Origin of the sequence: Pantoea graminicola (assembly GCF_048452665.1) — a bacterium.
GTDB lineage: Bacteria > Pseudomonadota > Gammaproteobacteria > Enterobacterales > Enterobacteriaceae > Pantoea.
Window position 1 is genome coordinate 13,666 of record NZ_JBLWSJ010000014.1, and the last position, 13,349, is coordinate 27,014.

At 51.4% G+C, this 13,349-nt stretch carries 25 protein-coding genes; 1 reads left to right on the forward strand and 24 read right to left on the reverse strand.

Annotated elements, in window-relative coordinates:
* Positions 1-6 precede the first annotated feature (6 nt).
* From secY to rpsJ, 22 genes are all read right to left on the reverse strand, one after another.
* Positions 7-1,338, reverse strand: a complete 1,332-nt coding sequence (secY, locus tag ACNY69_RS21260; RefSeq protein WP_003850175.1) for a preprotein translocase subunit SecY — start codon at positions 1,336-1,338, stop codon at positions 7-9.
* Positions 1,339-1,345: 7 nt separating this feature from the next.
* Positions 1,346-1,780, reverse strand: a complete 435-nt coding sequence (gene rplO, locus ACNY69_RS21265; RefSeq protein ID WP_003850168.1) for a 50S ribosomal protein L15 — start codon at positions 1,778-1,780, stop codon at positions 1,346-1,348.
* A gap of 3 nt (positions 1,781-1,783) precedes the next feature.
* Positions 1,784-1,963: a 50S ribosomal protein L30 gene (rpmD, locus tag ACNY69_RS21270; protein ID WP_031376672.1), complete on the reverse strand. Its 180-nt coding sequence runs from the start codon at positions 1,961-1,963 to the stop codon at positions 1,784-1,786.
* Positions 1,964-1,968: 5 nt separating this feature from the next.
* Positions 1,969-2,469, reverse strand: a complete 501-nt coding sequence (gene rpsE, locus ACNY69_RS21275; RefSeq protein WP_003850164.1) for a 30S ribosomal protein S5 — start codon at positions 2,467-2,469, stop codon at positions 1,969-1,971.
* 14 nt (positions 2,470-2,483) lie between these two features.
* Positions 2,484-2,837: a 50S ribosomal protein L18 gene (gene rplR, locus ACNY69_RS21280; RefSeq protein WP_003850163.1), complete on the reverse strand. Its 354-nt coding sequence runs from the start codon at positions 2,835-2,837 to the stop codon at positions 2,484-2,486.
* 9 nt (positions 2,838-2,846) lie between these two features.
* Positions 2,847-3,380, reverse strand: a complete 534-nt coding sequence (gene rplF, locus ACNY69_RS21285; protein WP_111140926.1) for a 50S ribosomal protein L6 — start codon at positions 3,378-3,380, stop codon at positions 2,847-2,849.
* 13 nt (positions 3,381-3,393) lie between these two features.
* Positions 3,394-3,786: a 30S ribosomal protein S8 gene (gene rpsH, locus ACNY69_RS21290; protein WP_003850158.1), complete on the reverse strand. Its 393-nt coding sequence runs from the start codon at positions 3,784-3,786 to the stop codon at positions 3,394-3,396.
* 32 nt (positions 3,787-3,818) lie between these two features.
* Complete coding sequence (rpsN, locus tag ACNY69_RS21295; protein WP_008927132.1) at positions 3,819-4,124, reverse strand: 30S ribosomal protein S14; 306 nt, start codon at positions 4,122-4,124, stop codon at positions 3,819-3,821.
* Positions 4,125-4,138: 14 nt separating this feature from the next.
* Positions 4,139-4,678 (reverse strand): 50S ribosomal protein L5, encoded by a 540-nt coding sequence (rplE, locus tag ACNY69_RS21300; RefSeq protein ID WP_111140927.1) that lies wholly within the window; start codon positions 4,676-4,678, stop codon positions 4,139-4,141.
* Between the two features lie 14 nt (positions 4,679-4,692).
* Positions 4,693-5,007, reverse strand: a complete 315-nt coding sequence (gene rplX, locus ACNY69_RS21305) for a 50S ribosomal protein L24 (protein ID WP_003850150.1) — start codon at positions 5,005-5,007, stop codon at positions 4,693-4,695.
* Positions 5,008-5,017: 10 nt separating this feature from the next.
* A complete protein-coding gene (gene rplN, locus ACNY69_RS21310) occupies positions 5,018-5,389 on the reverse strand; it encodes a 50S ribosomal protein L14 (RefSeq protein ID WP_006120590.1) in 372 nt (123 codons plus the stop codon).
* Between the two features lie 914 nt (positions 5,390-6,303).
* Positions 6,304-6,558 (reverse strand): 30S ribosomal protein S17, encoded by a 255-nt coding sequence (gene rpsQ, locus ACNY69_RS21315; protein WP_003850147.1) that lies wholly within the window; start codon positions 6,556-6,558, stop codon positions 6,304-6,306.
* Positions 6,558-6,749 (reverse strand): 50S ribosomal protein L29, encoded by a 192-nt coding sequence (rpmC, locus tag ACNY69_RS21320; RefSeq protein WP_003850146.1) that lies wholly within the window; start codon positions 6,747-6,749, stop codon positions 6,558-6,560. Before rpmC ends, rpsQ begins: the two co-directional genes overlap by 1 nt.
* A complete protein-coding gene (rplP, locus tag ACNY69_RS21325; protein WP_008927134.1) occupies positions 6,749-7,159 on the reverse strand; it encodes a 50S ribosomal protein L16 in 411 nt (136 codons plus the stop codon). Before rplP ends, rpmC begins: the two co-directional genes overlap by 1 nt.
* A 12-nt stretch (positions 7,160-7,171) precedes the next feature.
* Entirely contained in the window at positions 7,172-7,870 is a 699-nt protein-coding gene (gene rpsC, locus ACNY69_RS21330) for a 30S ribosomal protein S3 (RefSeq protein ID WP_008927135.1), read from the reverse strand.
* Positions 7,871-7,887: 17 nt separating this feature from the next.
* Entirely contained in the window at positions 7,888-8,220 is a 333-nt protein-coding gene (rplV, locus tag ACNY69_RS21335) for a 50S ribosomal protein L22 (protein WP_046289651.1), read from the reverse strand.
* A gap of 13 nt (positions 8,221-8,233) precedes the next feature.
* On the reverse strand, positions 8,234-8,512 hold the full coding sequence (rpsS, locus tag ACNY69_RS21340) for a 30S ribosomal protein S19 (protein WP_001138115.1): 279 nt from the start codon (positions 8,510-8,512) through the stop codon (positions 8,234-8,236).
* A 16-nt stretch (positions 8,513-8,528) separates the two neighbouring features.
* Entirely contained in the window at positions 8,529-9,350 is an 822-nt protein-coding gene (gene rplB, locus ACNY69_RS21345) for a 50S ribosomal protein L2 (protein ID WP_009087588.1), read from the reverse strand.
* 17 nt (positions 9,351-9,367) lie between these two features.
* The gene (rplW, locus tag ACNY69_RS21350; RefSeq protein ID WP_003850708.1) at positions 9,368-9,670 is read right to left on the reverse strand and encodes a 50S ribosomal protein L23; all 303 of its coding nucleotides are present in this window, start codon (positions 9,668-9,670) and stop codon (positions 9,368-9,370) included.
* Positions 9,667-10,272 (reverse strand): 50S ribosomal protein L4, encoded by a 606-nt coding sequence (gene rplD / locus ACNY69_RS21355; RefSeq protein ID WP_009087590.1) that lies wholly within the window; start codon positions 10,270-10,272, stop codon positions 9,667-9,669. The genes rplW and rplD overlap by 4 nt, the downstream gene beginning before the upstream one ends.
* A 10-nt stretch (positions 10,273-10,282) precedes the next feature.
* A complete protein-coding gene (gene rplC / locus ACNY69_RS21360) occupies positions 10,283-10,912 on the reverse strand; it encodes a 50S ribosomal protein L3 (RefSeq protein ID WP_003850712.1) in 630 nt (209 codons plus the stop codon).
* Positions 10,913-10,944: 32 nt separating this feature from the next.
* A complete protein-coding gene (gene rpsJ / locus ACNY69_RS21365; protein ID WP_001181005.1) occupies positions 10,945-11,256 on the reverse strand; it encodes a 30S ribosomal protein S10 in 312 nt (103 codons plus the stop codon).
* Between the two features lie 394 nt (positions 11,257-11,650).
* Between rpsJ and ACNY69_RS21370 the strand changes: the two genes are divergently transcribed.
* A complete protein-coding gene (locus ACNY69_RS21370; RefSeq protein WP_418800287.1) occupies positions 11,651-12,424 on the forward strand; it encodes a prepilin peptidase in 774 nt (257 codons plus the stop codon).
* On the opposite strand, the gene bfr is transcribed toward ACNY69_RS21370, so the two are convergent.
* Both bfr and bfd read right to left on the reverse strand, forming a co-directional pair.
* Positions 12,411-12,884, reverse strand: coding sequence for a bacterioferritin (gene bfr, locus ACNY69_RS21375; RefSeq protein WP_111140929.1), 474 nt, complete (start codon positions 12,882-12,884; stop codon positions 12,411-12,413). The genes ACNY69_RS21370 and bfr overlap by 14 nt on opposite strands.
* A 98-nt stretch (positions 12,885-12,982) precedes the next feature.
* Positions 12,983-13,177 carry a bacterioferritin-associated ferredoxin gene (gene bfd, locus ACNY69_RS21380; protein ID WP_111140930.1) on the reverse strand — a complete coding sequence of 65 codons (195 nt, stop codon included), beginning with the start codon at positions 13,175-13,177 and terminating at the stop codon, positions 12,983-12,985.
* Positions 13,178-13,349 lie beyond the last annotated feature (172 nt).

Here is a 13,349-nt window from a genome sequence, read left to right on the forward strand (position 1 = left end):
ACTGAATTAACGGCCGTAGCCTTTCAGGTTAGCTTTCTTCAGTGCCGACTCGTACTGACTTGACATCATCAGAGTTTGCACTTGAGCCATAAAGTCCATGATGACGACAACTACGATAAGCAGCGAAGTACCGCCAAAGTAGAAGGGAACCTTCATCGCATCACGCATGAACTCCGGGATAAGGCAGATAAAAGTAATGTACAGAGCGCCGATTAAGGTCAGACGTGTCATCACTTTATCAATATACTTCGCCGTTTGCTCTCCCGGACGAATTCCCGGTACGAATGCACCAGACTTCTTCAGGTTATCTGCTGTTTCACGTGGGTTGAAAACCAACGCCGTATAGAAGAAACAGAAGAAGATAATTGCAGTCGCATAGAGTAGCACATAAAGCGGCTGTCCTGGCTGCAAATACAGCGAAATTGTTGTCAGCCAGTTCCAACCGGTACCGCCCCCAAACCACGATGCAATCGTTGCCGGGAACAGAATAATGCTGGAAGCAAAGATGGCTGGGATAACACCCGCCATGTTCACTTTCAACGGTAAATGTGTGCTCTGTGCAGCGTAAACGCGACGACCCTGTTGACGTTTTGCGTAGTTCACCACAATGCGGCGCTGACCACGTTCAACGAAGATAACAAAGAAGGTCACTGCGAATACGAGTACTGCAACCAACAGCAACAAGAGGAAGTGCAGGTCGCCTTGCCGCGCTTGCTCGATGGTATGGCCAATGGCCGGCGGAAGACCCGCAACAATACCCGCGAAGATAATGATCGAAATACCGTTACCGATACCCCGTTCAGTAATCTGTTCGCCCAGCCACATCAGGAACATGGTTCCTGAGACCAGACTCACAACAGCGGTAAAGTAGAAGGCAAAGCCTGGATTCATGACCAGACCTTGCATTCCTGGCATATTCGGCAGACCGGTAGCAATACCGATCGACTGGAATATGGCCAATACCAACGTACCGTATCGGGTGTACTGGCTAATCTTACGACGGCCAGCCTCCCCTTCTTTCTTAATTTCCGCTAACGCTGGATGAACCACCGTTAATAACTGGATAATAATCGATGCCGAAATGTACGGCATGATACCCAGTGCGAAAATAGAAGCACGGCTGAGAGCACCACCAGAGAACATGTTAAACATTTCAATGATGGTGCCACGCTGTTGCTCAAGCAGTTTGGCAAGTACAGTGGCATCAATACCAGGGATTGGAATAAAAGAGCCAATTCGGAAGACAATCAGTGCGCCGATAACAAACAGTAGTCTGCGTTTCAGCTCACCAAAGCCGCCTTTGGCGCTTTGAAAATCTAATCCCGGTTGTTTAGCCATCTGCTACTTATTCCTCGATTTTACCGCCAGCAGCTTCGATTGCAGCACGAGCACCTTTGGTGACACGCAGACCGCGAACCGTTACCGGTGTAGAAACTTCACCAGACAGAATTACTTTAACGAATTCAATCTGAACACCGACAATGTTGGCTGCTTTCAGCGCGTTCAGGTCGACGATACCGCCTTCAACTTTCGCCAGATCAGACAGACGAATCTCTGTGGTGATCATCGCTTTGCGAGAGGTGAAACCGAACTTCGGCAGACGACGGTACAGAGGCATCTGACCACCTTCGAAACCGCGACGTACGCCACCGCCAGAACGAGAGTTCTGACCTTTGTGACCACGACCACCGGTTTTTCCGAGGCCAGAACCGATACCACGACCCAGACGCTTGGTAGCGTGCTTAGACCCTTCGGCCGGAGACAGAGTATTTAAACGCATCTCTTACTCCTCCACTTTAACCATATAGGAAACCGCGTTAACCATACCGCGTACTGCAGGCGTGTCTTCACGCTCAACGGTGTGGCCAATACGACGCAGACCCAGGCCAACCAGAGTGGCTTTATGCTTAGGCAAACGGCCAATAGCACTGCGGGTTTGAGTGATTTTAATAGTCTTAGCCATCGTGATTACCCCAGAATTTCTTCAACGGATTTACCACGCTTAGCAGCGACCATTTCCGGAGATTTCATATTGCCCAGGCCGTCGATAGTTGCACGAACCACGTTAATCGGGTTAGTAGAACCATAGGCTTTTGCCAGAACGTTATGAACTCCAGCGACTTCCAGAACGGCGCGCATTGCACCACCGGCGATGATACCGGTACCTTCTGAAGCCGGCTGCATGAACACGCGGGAACCCGTGTGTGCACCTTTAACAGGGTGCTGCAGGGTGCCGTTGGTCAGCGCGACGTTAACCATGTTGCGACGGGCTTTCTCCATCGCTTTCTGGATCGCTGCTGGAACTTCACGCGCTTTACCGTAACCAAAACCTACGCGACCGTTACCATCGCCTACCACAGTCAGTGCTGTGAAGGAGAAAATACGACCACCTTTAACAGTTTTAGAAACACGGTTTACCGCGATCAGTTTTTCCTGCAGTTCGCCAGCTTGTTTCTCGATGTGTGCCATCTTAGACCTCTACCTTAGAACTGAAGGCCAGCTTCACGGGCAGCATCTGCCAGTGCCTGGACGCGACCATGATATTGGAAACCGGAACGGTCGAAAGAAACACCAGTGATGCCTTTTTCGATTGCGCGTTCTGCGATAGCTTTACCTACTGCAGCTGCGGCTTCTTTATTACCGGTATACTTCAGTTGTTCAGTGATAGCTTTTTCTACAGTAGAAGCAGCGACCAGAACTTCGGAACCGTTCGGGGCGATTACCTGTGCGTAAATATGACGCGGGGTACGATGTACCACCAGGCGAGTAGCACCCAGCTCTTTGAGCTTGCGACGTGCACGGGTCGCACGACGGATACGAGCAGATTTCTTATCCATAGTGTTACCTTACTTCTTCTTAGCCTCTTTGGTACGCACGACTTCGTCGGCGTAACGGACACCCTTGCCTTTGTAAGGCTCAGGACGACGGTAGGCGCGCAGGTCCGCTGCAACCTGACCAATCAGCTGCTTATCAGCGCCTTTCAGCACGATCTCAGTCTGAGTAGGACATTCTGCAGTGATTCCCGCGGGCAGCTGGTGATCGACTGGATGAGAAAAGCCCAGAGACAGGTTAACCACGTTGCCTTTGATGGCAGCACGATAACCTACACCAACCAGCTGCAGCTTCTTAGTGAAGCCTTCGGTAACACCGATAACCATTGCGTTCAGCAGCGCGCGAGAAGTACCCGCCTGCGCCCAGCCGTCAACGAAGCCTTCGCGCGGAGCGAAAGTCAGAGCGTTGTCAGCATGCTTAACTTCAACAGCATCATTGATAGTACGAGTCAGCTCGCCGTTTTTACCTTTAATCGAAATTACCTGACCGTCGAGTTTTACCTCTACGCCGGCAGGAACAACGACAGGTGCTTTAGCAACACGAGACATATGTATCCTCCGATTACGCTACGTAGCAGATAATTTCGCCACCAAGACCAGCCTGGCGCGCTGCACGATCAGTCATGACACCTTTGGATGTAGAAACTACAGCGATGCCCATACCAGCCATTACCTTTGGCAGCTCATCTTTTTTCTTATAGATGCGCAGGCCAGGACGGCTTACTCGCTGAATGCTTTCTACAACAGCTTTACCCTGGAAATACTTAAGAGTCAGTTCCAGTTCCAGCTTGATGTCGCCTTCGATTTTGAAATCTTCAATATATCCTTCTTCCTTCAGAACGTTGGCAATTGCCAATTTCAGCTTGGAGGAAGGCATGGTGACCGCAACTTTGTTCGCGGCCTGACCGTTACGGATACGGGTCAACATATCCGCGATCGGATCTTGCATGCTCATCTGTGTTACTCCCGTGATTCAATTGGTGACAATTACCAGCTAGCCTTTTTCAGACCCGGAATTTCACCGCGCATGGCGGCTTCGCGGACCTTGATACGGCTCAACCCAAACTTCCGCAGGAAACCGTGCGGACGACCTGTTTGACGGCAGCGGTTACGCTGACGTGAAGGGCTGGAATCACGCGGCAGACTCTGCAGCTTCAGAACAGCATCCCAACGATCTTCGTCGGAAGCGTTCACATCAGAGATGATCGCTTTCAGTTCAGCGCGTTTAGCGAAGAATTTGTCTGCTAATTTCGCACGCTTAACTTCGCGTGCTTTCATAGATTGCTTAGCCATTAAGTAACCCTACCTTACTTACGGAACGGGAAGTCAAAGGCAGCCAGCAGAGCACGGCCTTCATCATCAGATTTCGCAGTAGTGGTAATGGTGATATCCAAACCACGAACGCGATCGACTTTGTCGTAGTCGATTTCTGGGAAGATGATCTGTTCACGTACACCCATGCTGTAGTTGCCACGGCCATCGAATGACTTAGCGGACAAGCCACGGAAGTCACGGATACGTGGAACAGCAATGGTGACCAGACGCTCAAAGAACTCCCACATGCGCTCGCCACGCAGAGTTACTTTACAGCCGATCGGATAGCCCTGACGGATTTTGAAGCCTGCAACTGATTTGCGTGCTTTGGTGACCAGCGGTTTTTGACCGGAGATTGCTGCCAGGTCAGCTGCTGCGTTATCCAGCAGTTTCTTGTCAGCGATCGCTTCACCAACACCCATGTTCAGGGTGATCTTCTCGACCCGAGGGACTTGCATGACAGAATTGTAGCCAAACTCTGTCATGAGTTTCCGGACTACTTCGTCTTTGTAGTAATCATGCAGTTTCGCCATCGTACTACTCCAAATTACTTGATAGTTTCGCTATTAGACTTGAAGAAACGGACTTTTTTGCCGTCTTCGAATCTAAAGCCTACACGGTCAGCCTTACCAGTTGCCGCGTTGAACAGTGCAACGTTAGAAACCTGAATAGCAGCTTCTTTTTCAACGATGCCACCTGGCTGGTTCAGAGCCGGAACCGGCTTCTGATGTTTCTTCACCAGGTTGATACCTTCAACGATGACCTTACCAGAAGACAGGACATTCTTAACTTTACCGCGTTTACCTTTATCTTTACCGGTCAACACGATAACTTCGTCGTTACGACGGATTTTAGCTGCCATTGTTCGCTCCTTAGAGTACTTCTGGTGCCAGAGAGATAATTTTCATGAACTTTTCAGTACGAAGTTCACGAGTTACCGGCCCAAAAATACGCGTACCGATAGGCTGCTCACTGTTATTGTTCAGAATAACGCATGCATTACCATCGAAGCGAATGACAGAACCGTCCGGGCGACGAACACCCTTCCTGGTGCGCACCACTACCGCCTTCAGGACATCACCTTTCTTCACTTTACCACGCGGAATTGCTTCCTTGATGGTAACTTTGATGATGTCACCGACGCCTGCGTAGCGACGGTGCGAGCCACCCAGAACCTTGATACACATTACGCGACGTGCACCGGAGTTGTCGGCGACGTTCAGCATAGTCTGTTCTTGGATCATTTTAGTGCTCCGCTAATGTCAACTACTACTTCGGGACCTAAACCTCAGGTCGTTAGAAAGCCCCATAATTGAGGGCGCGGCATTGTAACACCGGTTCTCACAGATGGGTAGAAAAAATAAACGGCTCTCAATCGAGCCGCTGATTTTCCCTGATGACAGGGAGGGCGTATTCTAGGGAATAGTGCGAACAGTAGCAAATGTAATCTGCCTTATTTTTCGTCGATCCCGGAATAAAGTCTATTACAGGTGCCGCCCGCCTCTTTTTCAGCCAGTGCGTTATGCTACGGCATCGCCACTGACCGCGTGATAACTGCCTGTTGTCCGTGAGGCTGCTGACTTATCCGCTGATCATGCTGTAAATGCGCAGCCAGAGGTTATGCGCCTGCCCTGCCCCACTTTTCGGTTGCAGAGAGGCCCGTCCCGCTCCCTGCTGACCCCAGAAGGCCTTTCTCTGTGACCGCACGTTTTGCACCGCGTATAGGTGCGGTGTGCAGACGCTCTCTGGCAGAGCTAAAGATTGCCGGGGCGTTGCGCCTGATCTGTCTGCTGGCTGGAACCGACAGCTGAGCCGGGTATCTGTTTTGCTGACCTTAGGCAGTTACAGGCACTATTGCTGAGAATGAACAGCCGCAGCTGTTATTCAGCATGCGCCAGCGTTTAATCATCCACGGCGTTTCGCTAAAGAGCGCGACACTTCGTTGATCGGCTATTGCGTAACCGGCCCCTGAATGCGTGGAAAGGGTTTCCACTGCCAGCCAGCCGCCTTGTAGATCCGGTTCGCTCCTTCAGGATGTACGCTGGTTTGACAGCAAAGGCCGTTCGCCGTCTGCCACTGTTCAGAGAGCAGAGCTCAGCCACAGGCAAAAAAAAACCCCCTGCCGAAGCAGAGGGTTTCTCAGAAAAAACGGTTCCTGTTACAGAACAGCTTTCTCGATTACGCGAACCAGGGTCCAGGATTTAGTCTTGGACAGTGGACGGCATTCGCGGATTTCTACCACGTCACCAATTCCACATTCATTGTTCTCGTCATGGATGTGCAGCTTAGTCGTACGCTTAATGAATTTGCCGTAGATCGGGTGTTTCACGAAACGTTCGATAGCAACAACTGCAGATTTCTGCATTTTGTCACTTACTACACGACCCTGCAGAGTACGGATTTTATCGGTCATTACGAACCCGCCTTCTCAGTCAGTAAAGTCTTAACGCGTGCAACATCACGGCGAACCTGTTTCAGCAGATGAGTCTGCTGCAGTTGGCCAGATGCTGCCTGCATGCGCAGGTTAAATTGCTCACGCAGCAGATTAAGCAGCTCAGTGTTCAGCTCTTCAACGCTTTTTTCACGCAGCTCAGTTGCTTTCATTACATCACCGTCTTAGTTACAAAGGTGGTTTTGATAGGCAGTTTTGCTGCTGCCAGCTTGAATGCTTCACGGGCCAGCTCTTCTGGTACGCCGTCCATTTCATACAGGACTTTACCAGGCTGGATCAGGGCAACCCAATACTCTACGTTACCCTTACCTTTACCCATACGCACTTCCAGCGGCTTCTCGGTGATCGGTTTGTCCGGGAATACTCGGATCCAGATCTTACCTTGACGCTTAACTGCACGGGTCATAGCACGACGTGCTGCTTCGATCTGACGAGCAGTCAGACGACCACGGCCAACAGCTTTCAGACCGAAAGTACCGAAGCTGACATCCGTACCCGCAGCCAGACCGCGGTTACGGCCTTTGTGCACTTTACGGAATTTCGTACGCTTTGGTTGTAACATCAGCGACTCTCCTTACTTACGGCCTTTACGCTGCTGCTTTTTAGGTTGAGCAGCCGGTTCCGGTTGTTCAACAGCAGCCATACCACCCAGGATCTCACCTTTGAAGATCCATACCTTAACGCCGATTACACCATAAGTGGTGTGCGCTTCAGAGGTGTTGTAGTCAATGTCAGCACGCAGAGTGTGCAATGGCACGCGACCTTCACGGTACCATTCGGTACGTGCGATCTCAGCGCCACCCAGACGGCCGCTAACTTCAACTTTAATACCCTTCGCGCCAAGACGCATGGCGTTCTGAACTGCACGCTTCATAGCACGACGGAACATCACACGACGCTCCAGCTGTGAAGTGATGCTGTCAGCTACCAGTTTCGCGTCCAGTTCCGGCTTGCGGACTTCGGCGATATTGATCTGTGCAGGAACGCCAGCGATTTTCGCGACGACCGTGCGCAGTTTTTCGACATCTTCACCTTTCTTACCGATAACGATGCCCGGACGAGCGGTGTGAATAGTCACACGGATGCTCTTCGCTGGACGCTCGATAACGATACGAGAGACAGATGCTTTAGCCAGTTCTTTAGTCAGGAACTGACGTACTTTAAAATCGCTGTCCAGGTTGTCAGCGAATTCGTTGGTGTTCGCAAACCAGGTAGAGTTCCATGGTTTTACAATACCCAGGCGAATACCATTAGGATGTACTTTCTGACCCATTGCTAGTCTCCAGAGTCTCAGCGATCGGACACAACCACAGTAATGTGGCTGGTGCGCTTCAGGATGCGATCTGCACGACCTTTGGCACGCGGCATAATGCGTTTCATGGTCGGACCTTCATCAACGAAAATTTTCGTGATTTTCAGATCGTCGATATCAGCGCCATCGTTGTGTTCGGCGTTAGCAATGGCAGATTCCAGAACTTTCTTGACCAGTACAGCCGCTTTCTTGTTGGTGTAGGTCAAAATGTCCAGAGCCTGCGACACTTTCTTACCGCGAATCAGGTCAGCAACAAGGCGAACCTTCTGAGCAGAAGAACGAGCGTGGCGATGTTGAGCAATAGTTTCCATCTCTTCCTCCTACTTATTTCTTCTTGGCTTTTTTATCAGCCGCGTGACCGCGATAAGTACGTGTCGGCGCGAATTCACCCAGTTTGTGACCAACCATTTCGTCGGAAACAAAGACAGGAACGTGCTGACGACCATTATGGACAGCGATGGTCAAACCGATCATGTTAGGAAAGATCGTTGAACGACGGGACCAAGTGCGCAAAGGCTTCTTGTCACCGCTTTCCACCGCTTTCTCTACCTTCTTCAGCAAGTGCAGGTCAATAAAAGGACCTTTCTTGAGAGAACGTGGCATGGCTTATCCTCTAATATTATTTGCTACGGCGACGTACGATAAATTTATCGGTACGCTTGTTGCTACGGGTCTTCTTACCTTTGGTCTGAACGCCCCACGGTGAAACCGGGTGCTTACCAAAGTTACGACCTTCACCACCACCGTGCGGGTGATCAACTGGGTTCATCGCGGTACCACGAACGGTCGGACGAACACCACGCCAACGGGCTGCACCAGCTTTACCCAGAACGCGGAGCATGTGCTCAGCATTACCGACTTCGCCCAGTGTTGCGCGGCAGTCAGACTCGACTTTACGCATTTCACCTGAACGCAGACGCAGGGTAACGTAAGAACCTTCACGCGCAACGATCTGCACGTAAGCACCGGCTGAGCGAGCAATCTGACCGCCTTTGCCTGGTTTCATTTCTACGTTATGCACGGTTGAACCCACCGGGATGTTACGCATCGGCAGAGTGTTACCTGCTTTAATCGCAGCATCAACGCCAGATTGGATCTGGTCGCCGGCTTTCAGGCCTTTAGGGGCCAGGATGTAACGGCGCTCGCCGTCTTTGTACAGAACCAGTGCGATGTTCGCAGAGCGGTTCGGATCGTACTCAAGACGTTCAACAACTGCCGGGATACCGTCTTTGTTGCGTTTGAAGTCAACAATACGATAAGCCTGCTTGTGACCACCACCGATGTGACGGGTAGTGATACGACCATTGTTGTTACGGCCACCGGATTTGCTGTTTTTTTCTACCAGCGGGGCAAATGGTTTGCCCTTGTGCAGCTCCGCGTTTACCACTTTAACTACATGGCGACGACCCGGAGATGTCGGTTTACATTTAACAACTGCCATTGTCTTTCTCCTCCGACTTACTCAGCGCCGCCAGCGAAGTCCAGATTCTGGCCTTCTTTCAGGGTGACGTAAGCTTTTTTCCAGTCGCTACGACGACCGATACGCTGTCCTTGACGCTTAACTTTGCCCTTAACAACCAGGGTGTTTACGTCTTTAACTTCTACTTCGAACAGTTTCTCAACAGCAGCAACGATCTCTGCTTTGGTCGCGTCATTAGCAACTTTGAGAACGATGGTATTGGTTTTTTCCATCGCGCTAGATGCTTTTTCAGATACGTGCGGCGCGCGCAGTACTTTCAGCAGACGTTCTTCACGGATCATGCCAGCATCTCCTCAACTTGCTTAACTGCGTCAGCAGTCATAACGACTTTGTCGAAGGCGATCAGGCTAACTGGGTCGATACCTGATGCATCACGCACGTCAACCTTGTACAGGTTGCGGGCAGCCAGGAACAGATTCTCATCCAGTTCACCGGTGATGATCAGCACGTCTTCCAGCGCCATGTCTTTCAGTTTCTGTACCAGCAGCTTGGTTTTCGGTGCTTCTACAGCAAATGATTCGACAACGATCAGACGATCTTGACGTACCAGCTCGGACAGGATGCTTTTCAGCGCGCCGCGGTACATCTTTTTGTTAACTTTTTGACTGTGGTCCTGCGGCTTCGCAGCAAAGGTCACGCCACCTGAACGCCAGATTGGGCTCTTTACAGAACCTGAACGCGCACGGCCGGTGCCTTTCTGACGCCACGGCTTTTTGCCTGAACCAGTTACTTCGGCGCGAGTTTTCTGCGCACGAGTACCCTGACGGGCGCCTGATGCGTAAGCAACAACAACCTGGTGAACCAGCGCTTCGTTGAAATCACGACCGAAGGTAGTTTCGGAAACAGTCAGCGCGCTCTGCGCGTCTTTCAATACTAATTCCATTGCTATCCCCTTACGCCTTCACAGCTGGTTTAACAATCAGGTCGCTACCGGTAGCACCGGGAACTGCACCTTTAACCAGCAGCAGGTTGCGCTCAGCGTCAACACGTACTACGTCCAGACTCTGAACGGTTACGCGCTCATTACCCAGCTGACCTGCCATTTTCTTGCCTTTGAACACTTTGCCCGGAGTCTGGTTCTGACCGATAGAACCCGGAACGCGGTGAGACAAGGAGTTACCGTGAGTCGCGTCCTGGGTACGGAAGTTCCAGCGCTTAACGGTACCAGCGAAACCTTTACCTTTAGAGGTACCGGTTACGTCAACTTTCTTAACTTCAGCGAAAATCTCAACGCTGATGCTCTGACCTACAGAATATTCTTCACCTTCAGCGGTGCGGAATTCCCACAGACCACGGCCAGCTTCAACGCCAGCTTTAGCAAAATGACCAGCTTCAGGTTTGGTCACACGGTTTGCTTTTTTAGCACCGGTGGTAACCTGAATTGCCTGGTAACCATCGTTCTCCAGGCCTTTGACCTGAGTAACGCGGTTCGCTTCAACTTCGATTACGGTGACGGGGATAGAAACGCCATCTTCAGTGAAGATGCGGGTCATGCCCACTTTTTTACCGACTAAACCAATCATTGTTTCAACCTCTCAATCGCTCGATGACCTGATTAACCCAGGCTGATCTGCACGTCAACACCGGCAGCCAGATCCAGACGCATCAGAGCATCAACGGTTTTTTCAGTTGGCTCAACGATGTCTACCAGACGCTTGTGAGTGCGAATTTCGTACTGATCACGCGCATCTTTGTTGACGTGCGGAGAGATCAGAACGGTAAAACGCTCTTTGCGGGTTGGCAGCGGGATTGGACCACGAACCTGCGCACCAGTGCGCTTGGCGGTCTCAACGATTTCCGCGGTTGATTGATCGATCAGACGATGATCAAACGCTTTAAGACGGATACGGATTCTTTGGTTCTGCATGAGACCAGAGCTCCAAACTTTTTATAGACGAAAAAAATTACTACTCGAACCCATTACGATTGATGGGAGAGTGTAATCGTTCAGCATATAACTCCCCAATTGGGAGTATTGTCAGGCGGCCAATATTTCAGCCGTCTGCGATTCTGCTCGAATCGCGCCTGCAATATCTGCAGGCCCGCGCATTATACGTAAATCTGTTCAGGAAGCAACCCGTGTTGTGGTTTTCGCCGGTAAATAGTGGCACGCCGATGAGATGCGCCTCGCATTCTGCTGTCGCCCGACGGAGAACGCCTCTGGCTGGCTGCGGGCCACTCTCCATTACGCCAGATTCGCTGATGACGCAGAAACCGGAGGCCGCGACACTGTGCCACTCTTTTCTATGCGGAGCCTTATCATGGTCCCTGCTGTTATCACTTATCTCGCCGCGCTGGCAGGTGGAGGCGCACTGGGCAGCTTTCTGTCGCTGGCCCGCTCCCGCTTTACCCCTGCCCTCTCACCCGCTCAGTGGTTTGCCGCCCTTTGCTTTCCCGCCTCACAGTGCCGCTGTTGCCAGCAACGCCTGTTATGGCGCGACACCCTGCCGCTGGTAAGCTGGCCAGTCCTGGGAGGATGCTGTCGCTTCTGCCGGCATCCATTTAGCGCCGGCAGCTTTCTGACAGAGTGGCTGTTTGCTCTGCTCTGTTTGCTGGTGCTGCTCAGCTTTGATAGCGTTTCAGACAGGGTTTACCTGATTGCGGTCGCCAGCCTCCTGTTCCTGCTGGCAGTCATTGATCGTCACTACTTCTGCCTGCCTGACCCGCTTACCTATCTGCTGCTCTGGCTGGGATTGCTCCATGCGACGCAGACCGGCAGCGGAACAACGGCAATTTATGGTGCGGTAGCGGGCTACTGTACGCTATGGCTACTTGCGCAGGGCTATCGCAGGGTGCGGGGTATTGAGGGATTGGGCTACGGTGATATCAAGCTGTTTGCTGCGCTGGGGGCCTGCTGTGGCTGGCAGGCCTTACCCGGCATTGCACTGGGCGCCACGTTGCTGGCGCTGACGGCCGTATCTTTGGGGCAACGACAGCGTCCAGGCGCGGCTGACACTTTGCTGCCGTTTGGCCCTTTTCTGGCCATTGCAGGCTGGGTCATCCTTGTGCTTCAGACCCGGTTCACTCTTCTTTAATCTGAGCCTGCAGATAGTTCTGGATGCCCATCATCCGGATCAACTCCAGTTCGGTTTCAATCCAGTCGATGTGATGCTCTTCATCGGCCAGGATTTCAATCATCATGTCACGGCTGACATAGTCATGCACTTTGTCAGCGTAGGCGATTGCTTCACGGAGATCCTTGGCACCTTCCAGTTCCAGACTCAGATCTGAACTGAGCATCTCCTCAACGTCCTCGCCGATACGAAGCCGCCCCAGATCCTGAAGGTTCGGGATCCCCTCCAGAAAAAGAATGCGCTCGATATACTTGTCGGCATGCTTCATCTCGTCGATCGATTCGTGATACTCCACGTCGTTCAGACGGGTCAGACCCCAGTTTTTAAACATGCGCGCATGCAGAAAATACTGATTGATGGCAACCAGTTCATTTCCCAGCAGTTTATTCAGATGACTGATGACTTTAATATCGCCCTTCATTGTTAACCCTCCACATCTGGTTTATTAGAGCGTAGATGCGGTTAAAAAGAAGTCAAAAAACCGTGACAGAAACTGTGGGTATTCCCACAGCAGAGAGGTCAGGCGATCTCTTTGTAGAGCGGGGCGTGCTGCAGTTCGTTATCCATAATCTCTCGCGCAGCGCGGATACACTTGCCGCACTGTTTGCCCACGGGCACAAACTGACGCAACTGCTGGATGGATTTGGGCTGGTAGCGACGCACGACTTCACGAAGGGTTTTATCACTGATGGCATTACACAGACAGACGTACATTGATTCATCACTCGGGTACATTTTGTATACAGTGTAAATGCGAATCGTTTTTATTTCAAACCCACCTTTTGCAGGGTCATCGTGAATGCAGAGCAAAAAAAAAGAGCACCGAAGTGCTCTTTTTCTGTGTTGCAGTGGCCGTTTGCACGACCACAGCAGATATCACAATTAA

What these genes read in the sequence shown, in the direction of transcription:
- rplX (WP_003850150.1), bottom strand. Translation starts at nt 5,007, where the DNA reads ATGGCAGCTAAAATCCGTCGTAACGACGAAGTTATCGTGTTGACCGGT.
- rplN (WP_006120590.1), bottom strand. Translation starts at nt 5,389, where the DNA reads ATGATCCAAGAACAGACTATGCTGAACGTCGCCGACAACTCCGGTGCA.
- rplE (WP_111140927.1), bottom strand. Translation starts at nt 4,678, where the DNA reads ATGGCGAAACTGCATGATTACTACAAAGACGAAGTAGTCCGGAAACTC.
- rplO (WP_003850168.1), bottom strand. Translation starts at nt 1,780, where the DNA reads ATGCGTTTAAATACTCTGTCTCCGGCCGAAGGGTCTAAGCACGCTACC.
- rplB (WP_009087588.1), bottom strand. Translation starts at nt 9,350, where the DNA reads ATGGCAGTTGTTAAATGTAAACCGACATCTCCGGGTCGTCGCCATGTA.
- rplF (WP_111140926.1), bottom strand. Translation starts at nt 3,380, where the DNA reads ATGTCTCGTGTTGCTAAAGCACCTGTCGTTGTTCCTGCCGGCGTAGAG.
- rplD (WP_009087590.1), bottom strand. Translation starts at nt 10,272, where the DNA reads ATGGAATTAGTATTGAAAGACGCGCAGAGCGCGCTGACTGTTTCCGAA.
- secY (WP_003850175.1), bottom strand. Translation starts at nt 1,338, where the DNA reads ATGGCTAAACAACCGGGATTAGATTTTCAAAGCGCCAAAGGCGGCTTT.
- rpsQ (WP_003850147.1), bottom strand. Translation starts at nt 6,558, where the DNA reads ATGACCGATAAAATCCGTACTCTGCAGGGTCGTGTAGTAAGTGACAAA.
- rplP (WP_008927134.1), bottom strand. Translation starts at nt 7,159, where the DNA reads ATGTTACAACCAAAGCGTACGAAATTCCGTAAAGTGCACAAAGGCCGT.
- rplW (WP_003850708.1), bottom strand. Translation starts at nt 9,670, where the DNA reads ATGATCCGTGAAGAACGTCTGCTGAAAGTACTGCGCGCGCCGCACGTA.
- bfr (WP_111140929.1), bottom strand. Translation starts at nt 12,884, where the DNA reads ATGAAGGGCGATATTAAAGTCATCAGTCATCTGAATAAACTGCTGGGA.
- rplC (WP_003850712.1), bottom strand. Translation starts at nt 10,912, where the DNA reads ATGATTGGTTTAGTCGGTAAAAAAGTGGGCATGACCCGCATCTTCACT.
- rpsH (WP_003850158.1), bottom strand. Translation starts at nt 3,786, where the DNA reads ATGAGCATGCAAGATCCGATCGCGGATATGTTGACCCGTATCCGTAAC.
- rpmD (WP_031376672.1), bottom strand. Translation starts at nt 1,963, where the DNA reads ATGGCTAAGACTATTAAAATCACTCAAACCCGCAGTGCTATTGGCCGT.
- rplV (WP_046289651.1), bottom strand. Translation starts at nt 8,220, where the DNA reads ATGGAAACTATTGCTCAACATCGCCACGCTCGTTCTTCTGCTCAGAAG.
- rpsS (WP_001138115.1), bottom strand. Translation starts at nt 8,512, where the DNA reads ATGCCACGTTCTCTCAAGAAAGGTCCTTTTATTGACCTGCACTTGCTG.
- rpsJ (WP_001181005.1), bottom strand. Translation starts at nt 11,256, where the DNA reads ATGCAGAACCAAAGAATCCGTATCCGTCTTAAAGCGTTTGATCATCGT.
- bfd (WP_111140930.1), bottom strand. Translation starts at nt 13,177, where the DNA reads ATGTACGTCTGTCTGTGTAATGCCATCAGTGATAAAACCCTTCGTGAA.
- rplR (WP_003850163.1), bottom strand. Translation starts at nt 2,837, where the DNA reads ATGGATAAGAAATCTGCTCGTATCCGTCGTGCGACCCGTGCACGTCGC.
- ACNY69_RS21370 (WP_418800287.1), top strand. Translation starts at nt 11,651, where the DNA reads ATGGTCCCTGCTGTTATCACTTATCTCGCCGCGCTGGCAGGTGGAGGC.
- rpsC (WP_008927135.1), bottom strand. Translation starts at nt 7,870, where the DNA reads ATGGGTCAGAAAGTACATCCTAATGGTATTCGCCTGGGTATTGTAAAA.
- rpsN (WP_008927132.1), bottom strand. Translation starts at nt 4,124, where the DNA reads ATGGCTAAGCAATCTATGAAAGCACGCGAAGTTAAGCGTGCGAAATTA.
- rpsE (WP_003850164.1), bottom strand. Translation starts at nt 2,469, where the DNA reads ATGGCACACATCGAGAAACAAGCTGGCGAACTGCAGGAAAAACTGATC.
- rpmC (WP_003850146.1), bottom strand. Translation starts at nt 6,749, where the DNA reads ATGAAAGCAACTGAGCTGCGTGAAAAAAGCGTTGAAGAGCTGAACACT.